General features: G+C 55.8%; 16 protein-coding genes and 2 tRNA genes. 5 read left to right on the top strand and 13 right to left on the bottom strand.

What is annotated here, in order from left to right:
- Positions 1-49 precede the first annotated feature (49 nt).
- The 4 genes from SJY13_RS21105 to SJY13_RS21090 all read right to left on the bottom strand — a co-directional run bounded on the left by SJY13_RS21105 (position 50) and on the right by SJY13_RS21090 (position 3,329).
- Positions 50-1,699, bottom strand: coding sequence for a sulfatase-like hydrolase/transferase (locus SJY13_RS21105; protein ID WP_377194632.1), 1,650 nt, complete (start codon positions 1,697-1,699; stop codon positions 50-52).
- Positions 1,700-1,801: 102 nt separating this feature from the next.
- Positions 1,802-2,038 carry a (Na+)-NQR maturation NqrM gene (gene nqrM, locus SJY13_RS21100; protein WP_377194046.1) on the bottom strand — a complete coding sequence of 79 codons (237 nt, stop codon included), beginning with the start codon at positions 2,036-2,038 and terminating at the stop codon, positions 1,802-1,804.
- A 13-nt stretch (positions 2,039-2,051) separates the two neighbouring features.
- Positions 2,052-3,077, bottom strand: a complete 1,026-nt coding sequence (locus SJY13_RS21095; RefSeq protein WP_377194044.1) for an FAD:protein FMN transferase — start codon at positions 3,075-3,077, stop codon at positions 2,052-2,054.
- A 66-nt stretch (positions 3,078-3,143) separates the two neighbouring features.
- Positions 3,144-3,329 carry a hypothetical protein gene (locus SJY13_RS21090; RefSeq protein WP_085822207.1) on the bottom strand — a complete coding sequence of 62 codons (186 nt, stop codon included), beginning with the start codon at positions 3,327-3,329 and terminating at the stop codon, positions 3,144-3,146.
- 120 nt (positions 3,330-3,449) lie between these two features.
- Here SJY13_RS21090 and SJY13_RS21085 point away from each other — a divergent pair, with 120 nt between their 5' ends.
- On the top strand, positions 3,450-3,974 hold the full coding sequence (locus tag SJY13_RS21085) for a CBS domain-containing protein (protein WP_377194042.1): 525 nt from the start codon (positions 3,450-3,452) through the stop codon (positions 3,972-3,974).
- A gap of 84 nt (positions 3,975-4,058) precedes the next feature.
- Positions 4,059-5,072, top strand: coding sequence for a GDP-mannose 4,6-dehydratase (locus SJY13_RS21080; protein ID WP_377194040.1), 1,014 nt, complete (start codon positions 4,059-4,061; stop codon positions 5,070-5,072).
- 36 nt (positions 5,073-5,108) lie between these two features.
- Here SJY13_RS21080 and nqrF read toward each other — a convergent pair whose 3' ends face one another.
- Genes nqrF through SJY13_RS21050 form a run of 6 tightly spaced genes read right to left on the bottom strand, consistent with a single transcriptional unit; the run spans position 5,109 to position 10,969 of the window.
- Entirely contained in the window at positions 5,109-6,332 is a 1,224-nt protein-coding gene (nqrF, locus tag SJY13_RS21075) for an NADH:ubiquinone reductase (Na(+)-transporting) subunit F (protein ID WP_377194038.1), read from the bottom strand.
- Positions 6,333-6,342: 10 nt separating this feature from the next.
- Entirely contained in the window at positions 6,343-6,951 is a 609-nt protein-coding gene (gene nqrE, locus SJY13_RS21070) for an NADH:ubiquinone reductase (Na(+)-transporting) subunit E (protein WP_085822203.1), read from the bottom strand.
- Complete coding sequence (locus tag SJY13_RS21065) at positions 6,951-7,604, bottom strand: NADH:ubiquinone reductase (Na(+)-transporting) subunit D (protein WP_085822202.1); 654 nt, start codon at positions 7,602-7,604, stop codon at positions 6,951-6,953. Before SJY13_RS21065 ends, nqrE begins: the two co-directional genes overlap by 1 nt.
- Positions 7,604-8,419, bottom strand: a complete 816-nt coding sequence (locus SJY13_RS21060) for a Na(+)-translocating NADH-quinone reductase subunit C (RefSeq protein WP_377194036.1) — start codon at positions 8,417-8,419, stop codon at positions 7,604-7,606. Before SJY13_RS21060 ends, SJY13_RS21065 begins: the two co-directional genes overlap by 1 nt.
- On the bottom strand, positions 8,412-9,620 hold the full coding sequence (locus tag SJY13_RS21055; RefSeq protein WP_377194034.1) for an NADH:ubiquinone reductase (Na(+)-transporting) subunit B: 1,209 nt from the start codon (positions 9,618-9,620) through the stop codon (positions 8,412-8,414). Before SJY13_RS21055 ends, SJY13_RS21060 begins: the two co-directional genes overlap by 8 nt.
- A gap of 5 nt (positions 9,621-9,625) precedes the next feature.
- Complete coding sequence (locus tag SJY13_RS21050) at positions 9,626-10,969, bottom strand: Na(+)-translocating NADH-quinone reductase subunit A (RefSeq protein WP_377194630.1); 1,344 nt, start codon at positions 10,967-10,969, stop codon at positions 9,626-9,628.
- Positions 10,970-11,258: 289 nt separating this feature from the next.
- On the opposite strand from SJY13_RS21050, the gene SJY13_RS21045 reads away from it, so the two are divergent.
- Both SJY13_RS21045 and SJY13_RS21040 read left to right on the top strand, forming a co-directional pair.
- On the top strand, positions 11,259-12,374 hold the full coding sequence (locus tag SJY13_RS21045; protein WP_377194032.1) for a THUMP domain-containing class I SAM-dependent RNA methyltransferase: 1,116 nt from the start codon (positions 11,259-11,261) through the stop codon (positions 12,372-12,374).
- A gap of 111 nt (positions 12,375-12,485) precedes the next feature.
- Positions 12,486-12,562, top strand: a tRNA-Pro gene (locus SJY13_RS21040).
- Between the two features lie 112 nt (positions 12,563-12,674).
- Here SJY13_RS21040 and SJY13_RS21035 read toward each other — a convergent pair.
- The 3 genes from SJY13_RS21035 to SJY13_RS21025 form a co-directional block, all read right to left on the bottom strand.
- Positions 12,675-14,288 (bottom strand): GMC family oxidoreductase, encoded by a 1,614-nt coding sequence (locus tag SJY13_RS21035; protein ID WP_377194030.1) that lies wholly within the window; start codon positions 14,286-14,288, stop codon positions 12,675-12,677.
- Positions 14,289-14,457: 169 nt separating this feature from the next.
- A complete protein-coding gene (locus tag SJY13_RS21030; protein ID WP_377194028.1) occupies positions 14,458-14,703 on the bottom strand; it encodes a hypothetical protein in 246 nt (81 codons plus the stop codon).
- A gap of 405 nt (positions 14,704-15,108) precedes the next feature.
- Positions 15,109-15,193, bottom strand: a tRNA-Leu gene (locus tag SJY13_RS21025).
- Between the two features lie 742 nt (positions 15,194-15,935).
- On the opposite strand from SJY13_RS21025, the gene SJY13_RS21020 reads away from it, so the two are divergent.
- On the top strand, positions 15,936-16,343 hold the full coding sequence (locus SJY13_RS21020; protein ID WP_377194628.1) for a hypothetical protein: 408 nt from the start codon (positions 15,936-15,938) through the stop codon (positions 16,341-16,343).
- The last annotated feature ends 2 nt before the right edge of the window (positions 16,344-16,345 follow it).

The raw sequence follows: 16,345 nt of genomic DNA, 5'->3' as shown, positions 1-16,345 counted from the left end.
CGTCTGGTCTGCTGCGGGTGAACCGCCTTTTGTGCCCTGTTGCGCAGAATTAATCCCCCGAGGGTTTGGTATAGTCCTGGTGGGGCCGCGCCGTGCGTCCCCGATACTTGACCGTCAGATCCAGCGGCGCATCGTTTTCGTCATAGACGCCAAGAACAATGCCCTTGCCCCGGCTTTTGCTGCGCATCTCGATCAATTGCTGTTCCGACCGGGTTGTGCGCTGCGACTGGCGGCGCGTCCAGCTGAACAGGTGATCATACATCCCGGCGATGACATCCGCGTGGTCTGCGCGGTCACCCAGATCGATCAGCTCATCCGGGTCGTTTTCAAGGTCGAACAGAATGGGGCGAAAGCCGCCCTCACAATGGATCAGTTTCCATTTTTTGTTTGCGACCATGAACATCACGGCCTCACGCACGGTCACGCCCAGCAAATCCGCAATGGGTGAGGCCGAGTAGTCATATTCACAGATCACAAACTCTCGCGGTGTCTCATCGGCAGTGCCGTGCAGAATTGGCAGCAGAGAGTGGCCCTCCAGGATATGCCCGGCAATCTCCCCTCCGGCGGCGTCGACAAATGTGGGGGCCAGGTCAATGGATTCCACCAGCGCTTCCGACACCGTGCCTCGGGTCGCGTCGGCCTCGGGCGACGGGTCGTAGATGATCAGAGGTATTCTGGTCGAGGCATCCTGAAAGAACGTCTTTTCACCCATCCAGTGATCGCCCAGAAAATCTCCGTGGTCCGAGGTCAGCACGATCATCGTGTCCTCCATCCGCCCGGTCTGTTCCATCCAGTCGAACAGGCGCCCCATCTGATCATCGGCCTGTTTGATCAGCCCCATATAGGCCGGGATCACCGCGTCCCGCACATCCTGACGCGAGAAGGTCTGGCCGATTTTCGTATCCATGAACGCCTTCAGTACCCGCTGGGCGTTCTGACGTTCAGCGTCTGAGCGGACCACCGGCAAAACATGCTGCGGCCAATACATCGAGGCATAAGGCTCCGGAACAACATAAGGCCAATGGGGTTTGATAAAGCTCAGATGGCAGCACCACGGACCGTCATGGGTTTCCATGAACTCGATCCCTCGCCCTGTCAGATAGGGTGTCTCGCTGTCCTCTTCGGCGATATTTGCCGCCTCAGCCGAGTTTTTCAGGAACCAGCCCGAAAGGACGTTGCCATCCTTATCCAGTCCGGAATTGGCAAAGTCATGCCAGGGATTGTCGCTTTCATAGCCCTTGGAGGTCAGGAACTTGTTGTATTCCTTTGCGCCGTCGGGGTCGTAGTAACCATCGGGCCCTTCGGGCAGCATGCCGTCGTCCCGCTCGAACACATCAAACCCGCATTCCGCAACACGCGCGCCAATCAGGCTGTCAGGCTCCAATCCCAGCCGCGCCATGCCTTCGGCATCGGCGCGCATGTGGGTCTTGCCGACCAGCCAGCATCCCATCCCGGTTTTGCGCAGGTGATCACCCATGGTGATCTCACCCACTTTCAACGGGATGCCGTTCCACGAGGCCCCATGTGAATGCACATAGCGCCCGGTATAGGTTGACATCCGAGAGCTACCGCAGATCGGCGATTGGATATAGGCCTTGTCGAAGCGAACGCCTTTTGCGGCCAAACGGTCGATATTGGGGGTATGTAGATGAGGATGACCGTAGCAGCTCAGGTAATCCCAGCGCAGCTGATCGAACATGATGAACAGGATGTTTTTGGTCTTGGCCAAATCCGAGTCCCCCGAATATTGTCGAAGACCTCTTTAGCCATTCCTGTCGTCAGGACGAAGCGCAAACTGACGTCAGGCTTGTCTTTCCATCTGTTCCAGCATCTTTTTGGCCCGCTTGCACTGCAACTGGTCCCGCAAAGGACTGTCAGGATCGACGTCTTTTTGGCAGACAACGCATTTATCCGCGCCTGAGATCGCGTTTAGCCCGCCGCAGCTGCCTTTGATGGTTTTGCCCATCAACATAACGCCCAGCGACATGCCGACCATGATGATCAACAACAGAACAAAAGCCAGAATAAAAGTGCTCATCTCAGGTTACCCGTCAGTTGGAGCCCAAAGCATCTTTGAACGCGGTGCTATGCACGGTAATATAGGCATCTTCGCCGCCTGTCACATCCCGTGAGATGAAATACACGGCAAGTTTATGCTGCTCCGCCAGTTCCATGCCCTTGTCCTGACCCAGTGCCAGCATCGCAGTTGCCCAGGCATCCGCCATCATCGCGTTTTCGGCCAGAACCGTAACCGAAGTTGTCCGGTGGGTGATCGGCCGGCCTGTGGTCGGATCGATGATATGCGAATAGCGCACGCCATCCTGTTCGAAGAAGTTCTTGTAATCGCCCGAGGTTGCCATGCCCAAATCATCCAGTTCGACGATCAACTGCAGGTTCTGTGACCCCGCTTCGGGCTTTTCGATCCCGATCCGCCAGGCTTCGCCCTTGTCGTTGGTGCCCAGGGTGACCAGATCACCCCCGATCTCGACCATGTAGTTTTCGATCCCTGCTTCGCGCAGCGTTTCGGCGACCGCATCAATGCCATACCCTTTAGCAATGGCTGACAGGTTGATGCCCACGCCGGGATCTGCCTTGGTCAGGGTGCCTTGTTCGGTGTTCAGCGTTAGCAAGCGGGCCTGCCCCACGCTGTTCAGCGCCGCCTGGATGTCGGCATCCGAGGGAACCGGATCATCGGGTTCGCGCGGACCAAAGCCCCACAGCTCGATCAGTGGCCCGAGGGTAACGTCAAAGGTCCCGCCGGATTTCGCGTGTACGTCGTTTGCCGCATTGATGACAAAGGCAAACTCTTTGGACACCGGTGCAGGGTCGGTGCTGGGTGATGCCGAGAATTTTGAGACTTCCGAATTCGGATCCCAGTTGGACATCTTTGCGTTTACTTGGGCTAACGTGTTCTGAACCGTTTCGGCCAGCGCGTTTTCATCCACATCCGTGCCGATTGCAGTGATGTTAAAGGTGGTCCCCATCGTTTCCCCGGACAGACGCACCACTTCGGGCTCTTTGTCGAACAGACAGCCGGAAACAAGTGTCGCAACAGCCAGAACTGGTAAAAGACGCATCGGGAACCTCCTGAGGAAAGCCGTGACCGGCGTATGCCAGCGGCCCCAATCAGAGTCAAACCGACATCAGAATTTCAGTGGTAGAAACCCAAGCATCAGCAGGCCGATACCCGCCGGAACACCAAACAGCCAGGCTTTCTTCTGCCAGCCCGGTTCTTGTTGTTTCCAAGCTTTTCGAAAGTTGTGCCCACAGACAACAACAAAAAAAAAGATCAACGCGGCTATGGGTGGGGTCAGATACAAGTTGGACAACAGGCCGAATATCCTTGGTTAGCGGCAGTTTTCCCCGGTGAGGGCATTTGTACCCTATACAGGTCAGTTGGCTGCGGTAAGGTAAAACAAAGCCATCTCAGGAATAAGAGGAGATTGCCAATGGCCCCAAGCTCTTACCAGCCGCCCACACGAGGCGACAAGACCGATGCCTCGACCCGCAGCCAATCGGTCGAATCCAACCTGTCCCACACGCAGACAACAGTTTCCAAGCTGCTTGAGGGTAAGGGGGATGCGGTGTTTGCCGTGCGCCCGACGGAAACTATCCATTCGGTGGTGATTACGCTGCGGGACAAGCGGATTGGCGCCGTGGTTGTAACCGATCAAAACGGCACGTTGCTGGGCATCCTGTCCGAACGCGACATTGTGCGCCGCATGGCGGATACGCCCGGTCAAACCCTGCCGCAATCGGTCGAAGATCTTATGACCCGCGAGGTCAAGACCTGCGCGCCCGGCGATCTGTTGAACGACGTGCTGAAAACCATGACCGAAGGGCGGTTTCGCCACATGCCTGTCATCAGTGACGGCAAACTGCACGGTGTGATCACCATCGGCGACGTTGTTCATTTCCGTCTAAAAGAACTGGAATACGAGGCACTGCGGATGAAACAGATGATCGTCGGCTAGGTCCATACGCCTAGAATCCCCTTGACCTTGCCCCGGTGACGGTATCCCTGATGGCTGGTACTTTGTGTTAAGGTCGAGGGTTGCATGAAACGGGTTCTGGTCACAGGCACTGCGGGGTTTATCGGGTTCCATCTGGCAAAGTTGCTTTTGTCCGAAGGGTTCCGGGTGCATGGCTATGACGGGATGACGGATTACTATGACGTCACCTTGAAGCAACGTCGCCACCAGATGCTGCTGCAATCGCCCGGGTTTTCTGCCACCGAGGATCTTCTGGAAAACCACGAGCGGCTGTTGCAGATTGCTGATGAGTTTCAGCCCGAAGTCATTGTCCACCTCGCTGCGCAGGCCGGAGTGCGTTACAGCCTGGAACAGCCACGCAGCTATATCAACACAAACGTGGTTGGCACTTTCAATGTGATGGAGGCGGCCCGGCAACACAAAGTTGAACATTTGCTGATGGCCTCGACCTCGTCCATCTATGGTGCGAACGAGGATATGCCCTTTACCGAGGTGGACAAAGCCGACAACCAGCTGACAATCTATGCCGCGACCAAAAAGGCGAACGAGGCAATGGGGCACTCGTATGCCCATCTATGGGATCTTCCCACCACCATGTTCCGGTTTTTTACTGTCTACGGCACATGGGGTAGGCCCGATCTGGCGTATTTCAAATTTGTCGATCTGATCCTGAATGGCAAACCCATCGACATCTACAATCATGGCGACATGTATCGGGATTTCACCCATGTCGAAGATCTTGTACGCGGCATCCGGTTGCTGATCGACGCGCCGCCCGTTCGTCCTGCCAGTGCGGACGATATAGAAGTTGGCGACAGCCTGTCTCCGGTTGCCCCCTACCGAGTCGTCAATATTGGCAATGGCGACAAGGTGCGGTTGATGGATTTTATTGATGCTATCGAAGAAGCCGTTGGTCAGAAGGCCGTCCGCAACTATATGCCCATGCAACTTGGTGACGTGCCTGCCACTTGGGCCGATAACAGCCTGTTGCAGCGCTTGACCGGATACCGGCCGCAAACAGAGCTCAAAGATGGGATTGCGCAGTTTGTTGCGTGGTACCGCGACTACTACAACAAATAAAAAAAACCGGCGTAAGATAAGCCGGTTTCTCAAGTGTTACCCGCCGAAATCGTCGAGCATGATGTCTTCGCGATCCACGCCCATATCCAGCAGCATGTTGATCACCGACTGGTTCATGATGGGTGGGCCACACATATAGAACTCGCAATCTTCCGGCGCCGGGTGGTTCTTGAGGTATTCCTCGAACAGAACATTGTGGATGAAGCCGGTATAGCCGTTCCAGTCATCCTCGGGCTGCGCATCGGACAGGGCGACGTGCCAATCGAAATTGTCGAACTCTTCGGCCAGTTGGTCGAAATCTTCGACAAAGAACATTTCCTTCTTTGAACGCGCACCGTACCAGAAGCTGATCTTGCGATCCTTGTTCTTCAGACGCTTGAGCTGATCAAAGATATGGCTGCGCATGGGCGCCATACCCGCGCCGCCGCCGATGAACACCATTTCCTTTTGGGTGTCGCGGGCAAAAAACTCGCCAAACGGCCCCGAGATCGTCACCTTGTCCCCCGGCTTTAGGTTGAAGATGTAAGACGACATCTGGCCTGCCGGAATGCCTTCGGACCCCGGAGGAGGAGAAGCCACGCGAACGTTGAGCATGATCATGCCACGTTCATCCGGATAGTTCGCCATCGAATAGGCGCGCTCGATGGGTTCGTTCACAACGGACTTGTACTGCCACAGATTGAACCTATCCCAATCTTCGCGGTACTCCTCTTCGACATCAAAATCGGTGTAGGCCAATTGGTGCGCTGGTGCTTCGATCTGGATATAACCACCGGCGCGGAAATTCACATCCTCGCCTTCGGGCAAGTCCAGTGTAAGGGCCTTGATAAAGGTTGCCACGTTCTCGTTCGAACGCACCGTACATTCCCATTTTTTGACACCAAAGACCTCTTCGGGAACTTCGATATTCATGTCCTGTTTGACGGCCACCTGACAGGACAGGCGGTCGCCGCAGGCAGCTTCGCGCTTGGTGATGTGACTTTCCTCGGTCGGCAGGATTGACCCGCCGCCCGAATGCACCCGCACCCGGCATTGTGCGCAGGTGCCGCCGCCGCCGCATGCGGACGGCACGAACAGCTTTTCAGCCGCCAGCGTTTGCAGCAATTTGCCGCCTGCCGGAACCGACACGGTTTTTTCGCCATTGATGGTGATGTTGACGTTGCCCGTCGACACCAGCCGCGAACGCGCGGCCATGATGATCCCAACCAGACCCAGAACAATCAGGGTGAAAAGGACGACGCCTAAGCTGAAAGTTTCCATTCGCCCCTCCTTACAGTTTGACGCCCGAGAAGGACATGAAGGCCATCGCCATCAGTCCTGCGGTGATGAAGGTGATACCCAGACCCTGCAGGCCGTCGGGGATATCCGAATATTTCAGCTTTTCGCGAACGCCTGCCATTGCAGTGATCGCCAGTGCCCAGCCAAAACCGGAGGACAAGCCGTAGGTTGTCGCTTCGGCAAAGTTGTAGTCCCGCTCTACCATGAACAGCGAACCGCCCAGGATGGCGCAGTTCACCGTGATCAGCGGCAGGAATATCCCCAAAGCGTTGTAAAGCGGTGGGAAGTACTTATCCAGGATCATCTCAAGAATCTGCACCATGGCCGCAATCACACCGATATACGAAATCAACCCAAGGAAGGTCAGGTCCACATCCGGAAACCCAGCCCAGGCCAGCGCGCCCGGCTTAAGCAGATAGGTCAGCAACAGGTTGTTCGCGGGAACAGTGATCGCCTGAACAACCATCACCGAAATGCCCAGCCCCAGCGCAGTGGAAATCTTCTTGGACACGGCGATGAACGTACACATCCCCAAAAAGAAGCTGAGCGCCAGGTTTTCGACAAAGATGGCCTTTACGGCCAGAGAGATAAGCCCTTCCATCAGTGCGCCTCTACCTGCTGGATTTTGTATTCACGTTCTTCGACCTGGTTTGGCTTCCATGTCCGGAAGGCCCAGATGATCAGACCGATGATGAAGAATGCCGAAGGCGGCAGTAGCAGCATACCGTTGGGCACGTACCAGCCGCCGTTGTTGACGGTCTCCAGAATGGTGACACCGAACAGTGACCCGGCACCGAACAGCTCGCGAATGAAGCCGACCAGCAACAGGATCAGGCCATAGCCCATGCCGTTGCCCAGCCCGTCAATGAAAGAGGCGACAGGTGGGTTCTTCATCGCAAACGCTTCGGCGCGGCCCATCACGATACAGTTGGTGATGATCAGCCCGACAAAAACTGACAGGGTTTTAGAGATCTCGAAGGCGTAGGCCTTTAGCACCTGATCCACCAGGATCACCAGCGAAGCGATGATCACCATCTGCACGATGATCCGGATCGAGCCGGGGATTTGGTTGCGCAGGCACGAGATGAAAAAGGACGAGAACGACGTCACAAAGGTGACCGCCAGGGCCATCACAAAAGACACCTGCAGCGACGAGGTCACCGCCAGTGCCGAACAGATGCCCAGCACCTGCAGCGTGATCGGATTGTTGTCGACAAGCGGGTCGACCAGCATCTCTTTCTTGGTCTGAGACATCAGAACTCTCCTGCTTGCAGTTTGGCCAGGAAGGGACCATAGCCCGCATCGCCCATCCAGAATTTCACCAGGTTATCGACACCAACTGAAGTCAGCGTGGCCCCGGCCAGCGCATCGACATAAAAATCCGGCCCGGCAGCGGTTTGAGATTTGGACACGGTGATCTGAAGATCGCCGGCATCGTCGCGCAGCTTTTTACCATTCCACAGCGATTTCCAGCGCGGGTTGTCCACTTCCGCGCCAAGGCCGGGGGTTTCACCATGTTGATAGAATTGCAGGCCGTAGATATCGTTGCCGTTGTTCTCCAACGCGATAAAGCCATAAAGCGTGGACCACAGCCCATAGCCATGCAGGGGCAGGATCACTTTGTCCAAACCTTCTGCGTCGTCTCGCAGCAAGTAGATCACGCGATACTTCGACTTGCGTCCAATCCCTGCGGGATCGTCATCCAATGCAACACTCAGATCCGGGTCGCTGGCAGCAGCCTGATCGTCAAAAGTGGCCGGGTCGAACTGATCATCGACAAAGGCGCCGGTTGCCAGTTCAAGTACGTGCGGCTCAAAGGCCGCGAAGGCTTCGGTCACGTCGATGCCGGGCTCGTAGACACCAGCAACCTGCAGAACATTGACCTGCTTGTCCTTCAACTGGTTTGCTTCCTGGACCGGACGCAGGCTAACGGCTGCTGCGGATACAACCATCGAGGCAACCAGACACACAGCGACGGCGACAAAGATTGTTTTTCCGACTGAATCTGGCGAGGCTGCCAGAAACTTGGCGATGGCGCCCTTTGGTTCCGGGGATTGCGTATCAGACATGGCGACGCGCCCTCCGTTTGATGTTGGCCTGAACGACGAAGTGGTCGATCAGCGGTGCAAAGACGTTGCCGAACAAGATGGCCAGCATCATGCCTTCGGGGAAGGCCGGGTTTATCACCCGGATCATCACAACCATGACACCAATCAACGCGCCATAGATATAACGGCCAACATTGGTATGGCTGGCCGAGACCGGCTCGGTCACCATGAAGGCCAGACCAAACGCATACCCGCCCAGCACAAAGTGCCAATACCAGGGCATCGCAAACATCGGGTTGGTGTCCGACCCGATCAGGTTCAATAGCAGAGTAAAGCCAATGGTTCCCGCCAGACAGCCCACAATAAGGCGATAATTGGCAATCTTGGTCATCAACAGGAAGGCAAGACCGATCATACAAGCCAGCGTCGACGTCTCCCCAAAGCTACCCTGGATCTGACCGAGGAACGCGCTGGACCAGGTGATCCCGTCAGCGGCCAAAGCCTGCACGCCATCCGCGGCGGTCACGGCCAGCGCGGTGGCGCCCGAAAACCCGTCAACCGGGGTCCAGACCGCGTCTCCGGACATCTGCGCCGGGTAGGCAAAATACAAAAACGCCCGTCCCACCAGAGCGGGGTTGAGGAAGTTCTTGCCAGTGCCGCCAAACACCTCTTTACCGATAACAACGCCAAAGATGATGCCCAAAGCGACCTGCCACAGCGGTGTTGTTGCAGGCAGGATCAGCGTGTAAAGCATTGACGTAACAAGGAACCCCTCGTTCACCTCATGGCCGCGTACGGTGGCGAAGATCACCTCGAATATACCGCCGGCCACCAAAGTGACGATGTAGATCGGCAGGAAATACAGCATCCCGTGAAACACGTTGGCCATAAGGCTGGACGGGTCCAGAGAAATGCCAAACATCTGCAACACTGCAATCCGCCAGCCTGTCGCCGCGTCCGGGCCCAGTGTGGCTATAGCAGAATTCGCCTGATATCCGGTGTTCCACATCCCCCAAAGAATACAGGGGATCGTAGCGATCACGACATAGGTCATGATCCGCTTCATATCCACATAAGACCGTGCGTGTGGGGCAACGGAGGTGACGGTTTTCGGAGTGTAGATAAAGCTTTCCACCATCTCGTAGATGGGGAAAAGCTTTTCGTACTTGCCGCCCTTGGTAAAGTTCGGCTCAATCCGATCAAAGAAGCTGCGCAAACCCATTCGGCTCAGCCCTCCTTTTCAATTTTGGACAGACAGTCGCGCAGCGCCAGCCCGTATTCATATTTCGCCGGGCAGGAAAAGCCGACAAGGCCCAGATCCTCTTCGTCCAGTTCCAGCGCACCCAGCGCCTGTGCGGTATCGGTGTCCATCACCAGCAGCGCGCGCAGCAACTGTGTGGGCAGGTAGTCCTGCGGCATCAGCTCTTCGAATGTACCTGTGGGCACCATCGCACGACGACCACCATTCAGGTTGCTGGTGAACGCATACAACTTTTTGGCAAAAGCCGAGCCAAGCACCGGTTGCACGGCAAATTTCGACGACATCGGGCGAATCCAACCCATTGGGATCTGGTCGCTATCCTCTCGGATAATGGTGATCTGGCGCGCGAAACGGCCCAGATAGGCGTTCGGCCCTTCGGCGTGCTGCCCGGACAGGATCGATCCGGAAATGATCCGGGCAGATCCGTCGACATTCACTTCGTCCCGGGTCAAATCCTCGGTCGAGGCGCCCATGACGGTGCGGATCAGCCGCGGCTGACGTGCGCCGGGGCCGGTCAGTGCGATGACGATGTTGGGGTCCAGATGACCGGTTTGCATCAGCCGGCCAATGGCAATGACATCCTGATACCCGATGGTCCAGACCTGTTTGTCTCCCGCCAGCGGTTCAAGGAAATGGATATGCGTCCCAGCCAGACCCGCCGGATGCGGACCCGAGAATGCGGCGGCCTCAATGCCCGGCAGATCCGTACCTGGAACCGTGTCGCCGTCTTTGTGGCATAGATAGGTCTTGCCTTCCGTCAGATGGGCAATCGCCGCAAGACCGGTTGCAAAGGCGTCGCTGGCGTCGCTGATGATCGCACTGGCATCACCTGCCAGCGGCTCACTCTCTATTGCGGTCACGAAAATCGCGGCAGGCTTAGAGCCCGGCGAAGGCATTTTGGAATAGGGCCGCGTGCGAAACGCGGTCCACAACCCGGCGGCACAAAGCTTGGCGGTTACACCCTCGGCACTGTTTGCGTCGCCTGTGCCCGAGAAATCAATCCCGGTGTCATTGGCATTTGTGACGTCAATCACGACGCTTTGCAGCACACGGCGTGCGCCGCGATTGATGGCTATGACCTTACCGCTGAGCGGGGCAACTATCATTGCCTCGGGCACATCCTTGTTGCAGAACAACGGTGTGCCGCGTTGAACCTCGTCCCCTTCCTGAACCAGCACACGTGGTTTGAGGCCCAGATAGTCAGCCCCCAAAACCCCGACTGAAGAAAATTCAGGACCCGGCTGGATAGTTTGATCCGGGGCACCCTGCACCGGCAATTCCAGCCCTTTTTTCAGATTGAAAGTTTGCATGTCGCTACGGTCTTCCAAGCCTCTTTCCTGCACCACATCGTTCCGGCCCTGGCATATTGGCACAAAACGGTGCGAATGTGGGAGCTTGAGATCAAGAAAAGGCAAAGAAACCCTGTTCCCGATCCAAGCTTCGTTCCGATCACGGACCCTTTACGCGGGGTTCGGTCCAAACGCAAACCTGTTACCGCAAATTCTGTCAGCAAATTCTCACTTTCCCATCAGGTGGCAGCGATTTACCCGTCATAAATTGCATGTCGCGTCCAATTCGCTTCCGGTGTATGGACCGGACATGGAACCAAGCAATGACCTAGAGATATTCCTGGTGGCAACACCTGGTCTAGAAACCCCCCTGCATGCCGAAGCCGTCGAAAAAGGATTCGCTGGCGCAATTATCCTGCCCGGTGGCGTAAGCTGCCGCGGAAATTGGTCTGAGGTTTGGCGCGCCAATCTGTGTTTGCGGGGTGCCAACAAGGTCTTGGTGCGGATCGGCAATTTTCCGGCGGTTCACCTGGCCCAGTTGGACAAACGGGCACGCAAGTTTCCGTGGTCCGATTTTCTGCGGTCGGATGTTCCGGTCAAGATCGAGGTGACAAGTCGCAAATCCCGAATCTACCACGCGGGGGCCGCGCGGCAGCGGGTGGAACGGGCAATCTCGGAAACGCTGGGCGCACCGATCTCCTCTGACGCAGCGGTGCGCGTGCTTTTGCGGATCGAAAAAGACATCTGCACCTTTTCCATCGACACCTCTGGTGAGCCCCTGCACAAGCGCGGCCATAAACCAGCCGTTGCCAAAGCCCCCATGCGAGAGACGATGGCAGCCATGTTCCTGCGTGAATGCGGATTTGACGGGACCGATCCGGTCCTGGACCCCATGTGTGGATCGGGCACGTTCATCATTGAGGCCGCAGAGATTGCCGCCGGGATTTATCCCGGTCGCTCGCGCCAGTTTGCCTTTGAAGACCTGCACCGTTTCGATGCGCAGGCGTGGGACGAAATGCGTCAGCACGAGGGGCAACAAGATACCGCACCGCAGTTTTATGGGTCGGACCGGAACGCCGGTGCAATTGATGCGGCAACCACCAACGCCGACCGCGCTGGTGTGGCGGCCTCCACGAGATTTCAGTGCCGATCAATAAGTGACATAAAGCCACCGGCAGGTCCCGCCGGAATTGTCATCACCAATCCACCCTACGGTGCAAGAATCGGAGACGAAAAGCGTCTGCGATCCCTGTACGGCAGCTTTGGCAAAGTTCTAATGACACGATTTTCAGGCTGGCGGGTGGGCATCGTAACCAGCAACCAATCGCTGGCCCGCGCGACGCGCCTACCATTTTTGCCCAACGGCCCCGTGGTCGACCACGGCGGTACCAAGGTCCGACTATACAAAACGAACCCCCTGCCGTGACTTTATTGTGTGGCGATTTCCTGCCCCTCAAGGACCCTGCCAATTCTCGATAGGGTCAACAAAATCCCCCTTGCACATCCAAATATCGGGGTATAAATCACGCGCCACGGTCGGAGTGTAGCTCAGCCTGGTAGAGCACTGTCTTCGGGAGGCAGGGGTCGGAGGTTCGAATCCTCTCACTCCGACCAATAAAACAATGCGCTAAAGGCGTCTTTGTTAAACAGGGAAAAGCCGCCCCAACGTTTCAGACAGTGGTTGAGATTTTTTGTACCGGTCGGTTTAAAGCCCAAGCTGATTACGTCAAACACCCGCCTTGATCATGTCTGCTGCTTTCTCTGCAATCATCATGGTCGGTGCATTGGTGTTGCCGGAAATCAGGTTCGGCATGATTGACGCATCCACAACCCGCAAACCTTCGATGCCGCGTACGCGCAACTGGGGATCGACAACAGCCATGTCGTCGATGCCCATTTTGCACGTGCCAACCGGGTGGTAGATTGTGTCGGCCCGCGCGCGGATATGCTGTTCCCAATCCGCATCTGTCTTGGCGCTGTCGGTTCCAAACATTTCCGACTTGCGATACTTTTCCAGCGCAGGAGCCTGCAAGATCTCACGCATCAGCTTTGTCCCTTTGATCATCGTGTCCAGATCGCGCGGGTCTGTGAGGAAGGCGGGGTCGATGGCGGGCGTATCAAAAGGATTAGCGCTGTTCAGGGTCACCGTGCCGCGGCTTTCCGGTCGTAGCTTGCAAACATGGCAACTGAAGCCATACCCGTAATGCAGCTTGCGCGAATGATTGTCCACCATCGCAATGGCAAAGTGCAGCTGAACATCCGGCCGCTCCAAATCAGGAGAGGTTTTCAAGAACGCTGCGCCCTCGGCAAAACAGGTTGAGGCCATGGATGCGCCGGTCTTGCGCCACCGGTTGAGGTGACCCAACAGTTTGATCCCCCCAACAAGGCCGATACCGAATGTGTCGGTATCGCGGGTCTTGTACGCAAGGGTAAAGTCTACGTGGTCCTGCAGGTTTTTTCCCACGCCCAGAAGGGCGTGGCGCACTGGAATTCCGTGCTTTTCCAAGTCTTTGGGATCGCCAATGCCCGACAGCTGCAACAGTTGGGGCGACTTCAGTGATCCGGCGGAAAGAAGGACCTCGCGCTTTGCGTTAACGGTCTGCTCTTTGCGTTTTTCCTTGTAGGTCACGCCGGTGGCCCGGTTGCCGTCAAATGTCAGCCCGTTGGCGTGGGCATGTGTGATCACAGTCAGATTGGGGCGGTCCAGGACCGGGAACAGATAGGCGGCGGCTGCCGAGCAGCGCTCGCCGTTTTTGGCAGGATCATGGAACTGTGTGACTTGGTAAAGCCCAACCCCTTCGTTGTCGCCGCGGTTGAAATCCTGCGTTTCCCGTATCTGCAGTTGCTTTGCTGCCTCGACAAAATCCCTAGTGATCTGCCGGGGTTCCTTTTGGTTCGAAACCTGCAAAGGGCCGTTTCCACCGCGCAGGTCGTCACCGCCGCCTTCGTGGTTTTCTGACTTCTTGAAAAAGGGCAGTACGCTATCCCAATCCCAGCCGTCGCACCCCAGATCGGCCCATGAGTCATAATCCTGACGCTGGCCGCGCACGTAAAGCATGGCGTTTATCGCGCTGGAACCGCCCAGAGCCTTGCCACGGGGCTGGTACCCCTTCCGCCCGTTCAAACCGGTCTGCGCAACAGTTTCGAAGGCCCAGTTGTTTAATTTGAACGGCTTGCCTGGCAGCATTGCAACAACGGCGGCCGGCATCCGAACCAAAAGGCTGTTTCCACCACCGCCAGCTTCCAGCAGACATACGGTCACCGCGGGATCCTCTGTCAACCGACTGGCCAACACACATCCAGCCGATCCTCCGCCAACAATCACGTAGTCAAACTGCATCTTGTTCCTCCCGTGGCCGAAAAATCCCAGCGCGGTCAGAGACGCTCTCGCTGTATCGGGTAAGGTATTGATACGTTTGGTTCCGCGTCATTCCAAGACCGGTGAGTGGTAGGTTCCGGCACGTCACTTCGCGCTAGGCCCGCCGTTAATCGCGACAGGGCGTGTACTGTCATGATGTGACCCTTATTACGGACAAAGCATAATTGTCTTGTTCAGGTGCGTGTAAAGCGTCGAGCTTTTTAATCAGTCTTTGAGCAATAACGGCAGCTGATCGGAAACGATTGCTGTGAATTAAATCCCGGATCTGTTCGTTTCTGAGAAATTGAAGCCCATCGGTGGCGGCGATAAGGATATCACCCGCTTCAAGTTGCAAAGGGTCCTCGGGACAGTCTGTTTTGGGGATCTCTTTACCCATTACCACGGATGTAAGAACGTTTCTGTCAACGTGATCGCGGGGCCTCTTCTGCACTCAGGATACCCAATTTGGCCATCATGTCTATTTGCGGTGCCATCGAATGATCTTGGTTTAGCTTAGTAAAAAGCCCGGACCGCAAGCGAAACAGCGGCGAGTCTCCTATCGACAAATAAAATCCGCGGGACCCGATCAGAAACAGAGCAAGCAAGGTTGCGCCTATGCCGGTCGTAACAGCCATACCAAAGTTAGTGCACGCCTTTGTACGAAATTATGATCTGACTTTCGATTTGATAACTCCAGCCGTCCAACGCGGGTAATCACGATTTTTAGGTTGGCCCCTGAATTGGGGTTAAGGTCAACTTTGAAACGCTGAATTTTTCAAAGGTAGAGAGTTTTGATTGTTTTTGGTGCGGGTGGAGGGACTTGAACCCCCACGCCTTGCGGCGCCAGAACCTAAATCTGGTGCGTCTACCAATTTCGCCACACCCGCATCACCGGTCAGGTCAGCCGGATTGACGCGCTCAATAGCAAAGCTTGCCGCCAAGCGCGAGGGGGAAAATCGCGGCTCGGCAAAGATTATTGAACACGTACCAGATACAAGAGCAGCGCCGCCATATGCGGCGCGTGGATGCGTTAGGGTACCTGGCCGCCACGAACGGACAAGGGCGCAAAGCCAACGTGAATTGCAAACCCGGGTTCTTTGGATACAGAAGTAGGTTGGATCTTGTGTCAAAATACTCGAATTGTTCGATTTTATTGTATCTATATCGTGAACATTAAAAAGATGTGCCTTTTAAAGATACCTATACGTTGAGTTGCTTGTCATACTGAGGGGAATTTTACGAGGGCATCCCGCTCGATGTACGGCTTGATTGATCGGGCGTTGTTGGGTGTATGATTACACACAGGTTTTTTAAAAAACTAAATAAAATAAAGAGTTAGACAGGAAAGTTTATTCAAGAAAGCGCGCACTCAACGACCGCCAGTGCCGCTATACCGTGCGGGCGTTTCCGGGTCGGGAACTCTGACATACTGCCAAAGGTTGCAAGGAGTTGAGGGATGGGGACCACAATTGCGCCACATTCCAAACGCCAAAAAATCTTATTCGCGTCAAAATAACACCGCCTTGCCAGTAGTTGATAGGCGCAAGGAGTTAATGAGTCTTTTTGCTTCCGGGCACCGTACGAGTTTTTTTGCTCAACTCCAGAACAAGGGTCTGAACCGTGACCAATATGATGAACTCCGCTGCTGCAGAGCAAGACGCACTTGGTCTTGCCCGTGAAAGTTTTCTTGGTGAACTGAAGTCCTTGAATCGGAACCATCCGAATACAGGCTTTGGCGTTTCACTTCGCACCCGTTCCGGGGGGCACTATCTGCTTGCGAACTCGCGCATGCCATTGCCTGAAACGAAATCCGATGGGTTTCCAACCGGGCGCAGTGTTGCCTGCCTTGAGAACAGCGAGCATTTCAGCTCAATCGAAGTCCTTGCAGATTCCCAGGCCTATGATGACCTTTCACCGGGGGCCGAAGCTGCCATTCTTGGCAACGCGCTGAACCTGATTGCCCGCATTGATATCCTGACCAGCACCCCGGACAGTCAGATCCAACCCCACATCGCTGCTACTGGAACCGGAGGCTAACC

It is taken from the genome of Ruegeria meonggei, from assembly GCF_042768335.1.
Lineage (GTDB): Bacteria > Pseudomonadota > Alphaproteobacteria > Rhodobacterales > Rhodobacteraceae > Ruegeria > Ruegeria meonggei.
This window is presented reverse-complemented; position numbering and strand designations above follow the sequence as displayed.